The organism is Streptomyces sp. NPDC058619, assembly GCF_042717785.1.
GTDB lineage: Bacteria > Actinomycetota > Actinomycetes > Streptomycetales > Streptomycetaceae > Streptomyces.
On sequence record NZ_JBHXQN010000065.1, the window covers coordinates 24467 to 32774 of the forward strand.

General features: G+C 71.0%; 10 protein-coding genes. 6 read left to right on the forward strand and 4 right to left on the reverse strand.

The annotated features are described in order from the left end of the window. Window positions 1-56: 56 nt before the first annotated feature. Window positions 57-302 carry a chaplin gene (locus ACFWTC_RS33930; protein WP_383915062.1) on the forward strand — a complete coding sequence of 82 codons (246 nt, stop codon included), beginning with the start codon at window positions 57-59 and terminating at the stop codon, window positions 300-302. Window positions 303-658: 356 nt separating this feature from the next. Here the strand turns inward: ACFWTC_RS33930 and ACFWTC_RS33935 are convergent, their stop codons facing one another. Continuing rightward, window positions 659-1432 carry a hypothetical protein gene (locus tag ACFWTC_RS33935; protein ID WP_384025241.1) on the reverse strand — a complete coding sequence of 258 codons (774 nt, stop codon included), beginning with the start codon at window positions 1430-1432 and terminating at the stop codon, window positions 659-661. Between the two features lie 168 nt (window positions 1433-1600). On the opposite strand from ACFWTC_RS33935, the gene ACFWTC_RS33940 reads away from it, so the two are divergent. From ACFWTC_RS33940 to ACFWTC_RS33955, 4 genes are all read left to right on the forward strand, one after another. Next, the gene (locus tag ACFWTC_RS33940) at window positions 1601-2395 is read left to right on the forward strand and encodes an ABC transporter ATP-binding protein (RefSeq protein ID WP_383915060.1); all 795 of its coding nucleotides are present in this window, start codon (window positions 1601-1603) and stop codon (window positions 2393-2395) included. Between the two features lie 89 nt (window positions 2396-2484). Continuing rightward, the gene (locus tag ACFWTC_RS33945; RefSeq protein WP_383915059.1) at window positions 2485-2913 is read left to right on the forward strand and encodes an NfeD family protein; all 429 of its coding nucleotides are present in this window, start codon (window positions 2485-2487) and stop codon (window positions 2911-2913) included. A gap of 154 nt (window positions 2914-3067) precedes the next feature. Further along, entirely contained in the window at window positions 3068-4045 is a 978-nt protein-coding gene (locus tag ACFWTC_RS33950) for an SPFH domain-containing protein (RefSeq protein WP_383915058.1), read from the forward strand. A 158-nt stretch (window positions 4046-4203) separates the two neighbouring features. Next, window positions 4204-4974 (forward strand): sulfite exporter TauE/SafE family protein, encoded by a 771-nt coding sequence (locus tag ACFWTC_RS33955; protein ID WP_383915057.1) that lies wholly within the window; start codon window positions 4204-4206, stop codon window positions 4972-4974. Between the two features lie 80 nt (window positions 4975-5054). Here the strand turns inward: ACFWTC_RS33955 and ACFWTC_RS33960 are convergent, their stop codons facing one another. From ACFWTC_RS33960 to ACFWTC_RS33970, 3 genes are all read right to left on the reverse strand, one after another. Beyond that, a complete protein-coding gene (locus ACFWTC_RS33960) occupies window positions 5055-5558 on the reverse strand; it encodes an HNH endonuclease (protein WP_267722486.1) in 504 nt (167 codons plus the stop codon). 149 nt (window positions 5559-5707) lie between these two features. Next, on the reverse strand, window positions 5708-6241 hold the full coding sequence (locus ACFWTC_RS33965; protein ID WP_383915056.1) for a YbhB/YbcL family Raf kinase inhibitor-like protein: 534 nt from the start codon (window positions 6239-6241) through the stop codon (window positions 5708-5710). Between the two features lie 57 nt (window positions 6242-6298). Next, on the reverse strand, window positions 6299-7081 hold the full coding sequence (locus ACFWTC_RS33970; protein WP_383915055.1) for a sporulation protein: 783 nt from the start codon (window positions 7079-7081) through the stop codon (window positions 6299-6301). A gap of 138 nt (window positions 7082-7219) precedes the next feature. On the opposite strand from ACFWTC_RS33970, the gene ACFWTC_RS33975 reads away from it, so the two are divergent. Continuing rightward, entirely contained in the window at window positions 7220-7861 is a 642-nt protein-coding gene (locus tag ACFWTC_RS33975) for a DNA-3-methyladenine glycosylase (RefSeq protein ID WP_383915054.1), read from the forward strand. Window positions 7862-8308 lie beyond the last annotated feature (447 nt).

Genomic DNA, 8308 nt, shown 5'->3' on the forward strand with positions numbered 1-8308 from the left:
TTCTCCATGGCGTGCCGCGACGGCTGGTCGCGGCGGACGTACGGAGGAAGAGAAACGTGAAGAACTTCAAGAAGGCCGCAGTCGTCACCATGATCGCGGGCGGCCTCCTCGCCGCCGGCGCCGGTGTCTCCTCGGCGCACGGCGGTGCGTCGGCGGAGGGCGAGGCCCTGAACTCGCCCGGCGTGGCCTCCGGGAACCTGCTCCAGGTCCCCGTGCACGTCCCCGTGAACGCGGTGGGCAACACGGTCAACGTGATCGGCCTGCTGAACGGAGCCTTCGGCAACACGGGCGTCAACGCCTGACGCACCGCCCGCGCCTGCGGCGCGGCCCTCGCACCGCTCCCGGGCTCCGTTCCGCGGCGCCGCTCCGAGGCCCGCGCCACCGGCCCCGCTTCCCCCCTCTCCCCGGGAAGCGGGGCCGTCGCCTTCCCCCGCCGCGAACCGCGGCACCGCGCCAGAACCGCGCGCCCACCGCCACCGCCCGCGCCGGGCCAGTACAGGTCGCCCGCGCCGCGTCACTGCCCGCGCCCGCTCAACACGCGCCCGTTCACTACACGCGCCCGTTCAGTGCCCGCGCCGGGTCACCGCCCGCGCCGGGTCACCGCCCGCGCCGGGGTCGGCACACGCGCCCCCCGCGCCCGGGCACCGCCCGCGCCGTGTCAGTGCCGCTCCACCGCCGCGTTGTACGCCGCCACCAGCGCCCGCCGCGCCACCCGCTCCACCGGCCGCAGCGCCTCCGACCGCGCCGCCATCTCCGAGGCGGCCACCGCGCCCCCCGGGCCGTGCTCGTACGCCAGCGACACCAGCAGGTCCACCCGCTGCGCCAGCGCCAGCACCCGCACCGCCCGCGGCGGGTACCCCGGTGCCAGCACCTCCCGCCCGGCCTCCGCCCGCGCCCGGTACGCCGACAGCGCCGCGTCGGCCACCGGCCCCGACCCCGCCACGTCCAGCCGGGTCAGCACCCCCGTCGCCTCGCGCAGCGCCTCCGCCAGCTCCCGCTCCGCCTCGCCGAGCGACGGGACGTCCGCGGGCGGGGCCTCCCGTACCGGCAGGCAGTGCCAGGTCACGGACACGTGCACGTCCCCGGCCGGGCCCACCTCGAAGACCTCCGGCACCAGCCCCAGGCCCGCGCCCACCGCGACCACCGCCTCCTCGGCGTCCAGCGCCCGCGCGTTGAACTCCGGCGGCCCGCTCAGCCCCAGCGGATGCCCCGGCGCCGGCAGCGCCACCCGGAGCCCGGTCACCCCCAGCGCCCGCATCCGCCCGAGCGCCAGCGTGAGTCCCACCGGACCCGTTTCCCCGGGCAGGCCCTCCACCCGGTGCACGGCGTCCTCGCTCACGATCGACGACACGGCCTCGTCGGGCGAGACCAGACCTGCCAGCAGAGCGTTCCCCCAGGCGGCCAGCCGCCCTGAACGCGGTTCGAAAAGCATCCCCCAACTCTACGGACCCCACCCCGCGGCGGACCCCGTACCCGACCACCGACCCGACCCTGACCCGGCCCCGGCCCCGGACCCCTCTCCGAGTGGCGTAGGTTTTCCCCTGGGGCTGCGCCTGCCGGCGCACAGAGAACCGTGACTGCAAGGGGTGACAACACGCTCATGAGCGATGTTCTGGAGCTGGTGGACGTATCCGTGGTCCGCGAGGGCCGGGCTCTGGTGGACCAGGTCTCCTGGTCGGTGAAGGAGGGGGAGCGCTGGGTGATCCTCGGCCCCAACGGCGCCGGCAAGACCACACTGCTGAACCTCGCCTCCAGCTACCTCTTCCCCACCAAGGGCGCCGCCACCATCCTCGGCAGCACCCTCGGCAAGGTCGACGTCTTCGATCTGCGCCCCCGCATCGGCATCGCCGGTATCGCGATGGCCGACAAGCTCCCCAAGCGGCAGACCGTCCTGCAGACCGTCCTCACCGCCGCGTACGGCATGACGGCGACCTGGCAGGAGGAGTACGAGGACATCGACGAGCAGCGCGCCCGCGCCTTCCTCGACCGCCTCGGCATGACCGGGTACCTCGACCGGAAGTTCGGCACCCTCTCCGAGGGCGAGCGCAAGCGCACGCTGATCGCCCGCGCCCTGATGACCGACCCCGAGCTGCTGCTCCTCGACGAGCCCGCGGCCGGTCTGGACCTCGGCGGCCGCGAGGACCTCGTACGCCGCCTCGGCCGCCTCGCCCGCGACCCGCTCGCGCCCTCGATGGTCATGGTCACGCACCACGTCGAGGAGATCGCCCCCGGCTTCACGCACGTCCTGATGATCCGCCAGGGCAAGGTCGTCGCCTCGGGTCCGATCGACTTGGAACTCACCTCCCGCAACCTCTCGCTCTGCTTCGGCCTCCCCCTGGTCGTCGAGCGCAACGGCAACGACCGCTGGACGGCTCAGGGCCTGCCCCTCCGCTAGCCCGGAACACCCCGGAAGGGACGGGGCCGGGCGGACCGAACCGCCCCGCACCCTGTCCCGACCGCGCCCACCCGACCTACCATGACCATGTGGACATCGACGCGTGGGTGTGGTGGCTCATCGGCGCGGTCGGACTGGGCATCCCCCTCGTCCTGACCGCCATGCCGGAGTTCGGCATGTTCGCCATCGGCGCGGTGGCGGCCGCCGTCACGGCGGCGCTCGGCGGGGGAGTGGTCGCGCAGGTCCTGGTCTTCGTGATCGTGTCGGTCGCGCTCATCGCCGTCGTCCGCCCGATCGCCAACCGCCATCGCGACCAGCGCCCCCAACACCGCAGCGGAATCGACGCGTTGAGAGGCAAGAGCGCCGTCGTACTCGAACGCGTCGACGGCAGCGGCGGCCGCATCAAGCTCGCCGGCGAGATCTGGTCCGCCCGCTCCCTCGACGCGGACACCAGCTTCGAACCCGGCCAGTCCGTCGACGTCGTGGAGATCGACGGAGCGACCGCGGTCGTCATGTGACCGCTCCCGCAAGCGACTTGGGAACCGTCACGCGGACGGCATGTGAGCCGTCACGCAGCCGTCATGTGAGCAACCAGCCGACTCGCGGCCCCGGGGTCTGCGAGACTCCGCTCAACGGGGCAGCACAGACAGCCGGAAGGGCACGGGGAACCGCATGCAACCGATCATCATCGTCCTGATCATTCTGGTGGTTCTGGTCTTCATCGCACTGGTCAAGACGATCCAGGTGATCCCGCAGGCCAGCGCAGCCATCGTCGAGCGCTTCGGCCGCTACACCCGCACCCTCAACGCGGGCCTGAACATCGTCGTCCCGTTCATCGACTCGATCCGCAACCGGATCGACCTCCGCGAACAGGTCGTCCCCTTCCCGCCGCAGCCGGTCATCACCCAGGACAACCTGGTCGTCAACATCGACACCGTCATCTACTACCAGGTGACCGACGCCCGGGCCGCGACCTACGAAGTGGCCAGCTACATCCAGGCCATCGAGCAGCTCACCGTCACCACCCTCCGCAACATCATCGGCGGCATGGACCTGGAGCGCACCCTCACCTCCCGCGAGGAGATCAACGCGGCCCTGCGCGGAGTCCTCGACGAGGCCACCGGCAAGTGGGGCATCCGCGTCAACCGCGTCGAGCTCAAGGCCATCGAGCCGCCGACCTCCATCCAGGACTCGATGGAGAAGCAGATGCGCGCCGACCGCGACAAGCGCGCCGCGATCCTCCAGGCCGAGGGTGTCCGCCAGTCCGAGATCCTGCGCGCCGAGGGCGAGAAGCAGTCCTCCATCCTCCGCGCCGAGGGTGACGCCAAGGCCGCCGCCCTGCGCGCCGAGGGTGAAGCACAGGCGATCCGCACGGTGTTCGAGTCCATCCACGCCGGCGACGCCGACCAGAAGCTCCTCGCCTACCAGTACCTCCAGATGCTCCCGAAGCTCGCCGAGGGCGACGCGAACAAGCTCTGGATCGTGCCCAGCGAGATCGGTGACGCGCTCAAGGGCCTCTCGGGCGCCATGGGCAACTTCGGCCCGATGGGCGGAGGTTCCGGCTTCAACCCGCAGAACTCCGGCAAGGCCAACGCCGACGCGGGCGACAAGGCCACCCCGGACCGCCGCGAGCAGCCCCCCATCGACTGACGGCGCCCCCCCCGGAATCCTGGACCGCCGGACCCTTGGAACACGGCTCCGGACCCCGGCCCACCGGGCGGGCCGTGCCGTCCTGCATGATCGGGTGAGGCCCCTCGACCTTCACGGCGGGGAGGCGACCCACTCATGCAAAGGGGATGGCCCCTCCCATGTCCATCTGGGAATCACTCGCGGTCTTCGCCGCCGGCATCGGCGCCGGCACGATCAACACCATCGTCGGCTCCGGCACCCTGATCACCTTCCCGGTGCTGCTCGCCACCGGCCTGCCGCCGGTCACCGCCAACGTCTCGAACACCCTCGGTCTGGTGCCCGGTTCCATCAGCGGGGCCATCGGCTACCGCAAGGAACTCCGGGGCCAGCGCTCCCGCATCCTGCGGCTCGGCGCGGTCTCCCTCGTCGGCGGATGCGCCGGAGCCGTCCTGCTCCTCACCCTGCCATCCGACTCGTTCGACACGATCGTGCCCGTCCTCATCGGGCTCGCCCTCGTGCTCGTCGTCCTCCAGCCCCGCCTCGCCAAGGCACTGCGCCGCCGCCAGGACGCCGCCGGAGGCGACACCGGCCATCCCGACGGCGGCCCCGCCCTGCTCACCGGCATGTTCTTCTCCAGCGCGTACGGGGGCTACTTCGGCGCCGCCCAGGGCGTGCTCTACCTCGGCCTCATGGGCCTGCTGCTCCGCGAGGACCTCCAGCGGATCAACGCCGTGAAGAACGTCGTCGCCGCCCTGGTCAACGGCATCGCGGCCGTCGTCTTCCTCTTCGTCGCCGAGTTCGACTGGACCGCCGTCCTGCTCATCGCGGTCGGCTCCACCATCGGCGGCCAGATCGGCGCCAAGGTCGGCCGCCGCCTCCCGCCGACCGCCCTGCGCGCGGTCATCGTGACCGTCGGAATCCTCGCGATCGTCCAACTGCTCGTCCGCTGAGCGGCGTAGCGACATTACGCCGCCCAGCGCGACCGAGACGCGCGGACCGGGGCTCGCGGCCAGGCGGAACGGGGCCGCGGCTAAGCGGAACGCTCCAGCCACTCCGGCAGGACGTCCCGCCCCGCCACCCCCAGCGCCAGCAGCATGGCATCGGCCGGGGACGGCACGAACGGCTTCCGGAGCAGGGGCATTCCCGCCTCCTCCGGAGTCCGCGCCGCCTTGCGGTGGTTGTCCTCGGCACAGGAGGCCACCGTGTTCAGCCAGGTGTCCCCGCCGCCCTGGGCCCGCGGGAGCACGTGGTCCACGGTCGTCGCGCGCTTCCCGCAGTACGCGCACCGGTGCTGGTCCCGGACCAGCACCCCCCTCCGTGACCAGGGGGCATGTCTTCGGAAGGGCACCCGTACGTACCTGCAGAGCCTGATCACCCGAGGCATCGGCAGCTCCATCGTGGCAGCTCGCACACGCAGCTCGGGATGGGACTGCTCGACCACGGCCTTGTCCTGGAGCACCAGAACCACCGCCCGGTTCAACGTCACCGTCGACAGCGGCTCGAAGCTCGCATTCAGCACCAGCGTGTCCCGCATCTCGCCCACCTCCCGTGTGCAGGCCCGCGACCACACCGGCAGCAGGGCCCGCGACCACTCTGGCCGCGCGCGCCACGCGGGACAACGCAATAAAAATGCCCGGTCCTGGCCGTCTTTAGACCAGGACCGGGCAAACGCTCGGAGAACGATCAGCCGGCGGGCGCCTCGTACTCGCCGATCAGCTGGGCCCGCCCGAGGGTGTGGAAGCGGAGGTTGAACCCGACCGCGGCGGGGGAGGCGTCCCCGCCGGGGCCGAGCTCCTCCTGATCCACCGCGTACACGGTGAAGACGTACCGGTGCCGCTCCCCGGCCGGCGGAGCCGCCCCGCCGAAGTCCGCGGTCCCGTAGTCGTTGCGCACGTGCACCGCGCCCGCGGGCAGCCCCTCGAACTTCCCGCTGCCCGCCCCGGCCGGCAGCTCCGTGACCGACGCCGGCAGGTCGAACAGCACCCAGTGCCAGAACCCGCTGCCCGTGGGCGCGTCCGGGTCGAAGCACGTCACGGCGAAGCTCTTCGTCCCCTCCGGGAAGCCCTCCCACCGCAACTGCGGGGAGACGTTCCCGCCCGACAGGACCTGGGCGTCACCCAGGTCCGCCCCGGGCGCCAGGTCCGTACTCGTCACGGTGAAGGCGTGCACCGCGGGATGGAAGTCGTGCGGCAGGGGCGCCCTGCTCTGCTCGGTCACTGCTGACCCTTCTGGTCGGTGGCTGATCGGACGCGTGTCCTGGACGGAGCCCAGGAGCTAGAGCCAATTGCGCGTGGAACCGACGGAGGCGATCCACTGGTTCAGGTACGCCGCCCAGTCGGTCTCCTGGTAGGAGTGCAGCCCCACCTGGAAGCAGCGATAGGTGTCGCTGCCCTCGCTGAACAGCCCGGGCTTCTTGTCCATCTCCAGGACGACGTCCATCTCGCGGCCGTCGGAGACGAAGGTCAGCTCGACCTGGTTCAGCCCCCGGTACTGCGACGGCGGCACGAACTCGATCTCCTGGTAGAAGGGCAGCGTCTGCCGCGTCCCGCGGATGTGCCCGCGCTCCATGTCCGCGCTGCGGAAGGAGAAGCCGAGCTGGCGGAAGGCGTCGAGGATCGCCTGCTGCGCCGGCACCGGGTGCACGTTGATCGCGTCGAGGTCGCCCGCGTCGACCGCGCGCGCGATCTCCAGCTCGGTGCTGACCCCGATGTTCATCCCGTGCAGGTGCTGGCCCCCGAAGTGGGTGATCGGCGTCTCCGACGGGATCTCCAGCCCGAACGGCACCACGTGCAGCGCGCCGGCCTGGACCTGGAAGGCACCGCCGAGGCGCTGCTTGTTGAAGACGACGTCCTGCTTGTACTCCTGGTCGCCGCCCTCCACCTCGACCCGAGCCTGGAGACCGACGGACAACCCCTCGATCTGCTGGTCGACGGACCCGCCCTGGATCCTGACCTCACCCTGGACGATGCCGCCCGGCACGACGTTCGGCTCGGTGATGACCGTGTCCACGGACGCACCGCCGGCACCCAGGCTCGCGAACAGCTTCTTGAACCCCATGTTCAAAACTCCCCTGATGAAAGATCTAAGGACCTGAGGACCCGGCGACGACGTCACCACGGACACCGCGCCTACCCCTACCAACGCGGAACACTAGGCCCCGGTTGCACGCGCGCCCGTTCCACTACCCTCGGCCGGATGAGCGCGCGCCCCGACCGTACGCCCCTGACCCGGGCCTTCTTCGACCGCCCGGTCCTCACCGTGGCCCCGGACCTCCTCGGCCGCACCCTGGTCCGCAACACCCCGGAGGGCCCCATCGAACTGCGCATCACGGAGGTCGAGGGGTACGAGGGCGAAGCCGACCCCGGCTCCCACGCCTACCGGGGCCCCACCGCCCGCAACGCATCGATGTTCGGCCCACCCGGACACGCGTACGTCTACTTCATCTACGGCATGTGGTTCAGCCTCAACCTGGTGTGCGGACCACCCGGTCTTGCGAGCGGGGTCCTGCTGCGCGCGGGGGAGGTGACGACGGGCGCCGACCTGGCGGCCAAACGTCGCCTTTCCGCCAAGAACCCGAGAGAACTGGCCAAGGGCCCGGCCCGGCTGGCCACGGCCCTGGCCATCGACCGCTCCCTCGACGGCACCGACCTCTGCGCGGGCCCCGATTCCCCGCTGTCCGTCCTCGAAGGCAGCCCCACCCCGCCCGACCTGGCGAGCAGCGGCCCCCGGACCGGAGTGGGCGGCCCCGGCGCCCACCACCCGTACCGCTTCTGGATCACCAAGGACCCGACGGTGAGCCCGTACCGCGCTCACGCACCACGCCGCCGCTCGACTTGACTCGGCCTCCCGGGACGCCTAATGTTGTCCGAGCCGCTGGAACGGGGCACTGCCATCAGCAGACCTCCGGAGCGGCCAACCCACTACCTACGACGAACCCCTGGCGGGGTCCTCTTCGGCATGTCCGAATTCCACGCCAGCAGCTCGATTATGAGCAGCGAGGGGAAAGCGTTAACGTAGCGGAGCGCCGAAAGGCCGAAGACCTTCCGACGGTCACCGAATTCAATTCTAAGCCGGAAACGGCATGGAAATGATCTGGTAGAGTCGGAATCGCCGGAAAGGGAAAGCGCGAAAGCGAATGCCTGGAAAGCGAATCCCGCTTCGACCGGGAATCGGACGCGAAGAAGTCTGATAGAGTCGGAAACGCAGGAACAGCAAGAACAGAACGAAAGCCCGGAGGAAAGCCCGAGAGGGTGAGTACAAAGGAAGCGTCCGTTCCTTGAGAAC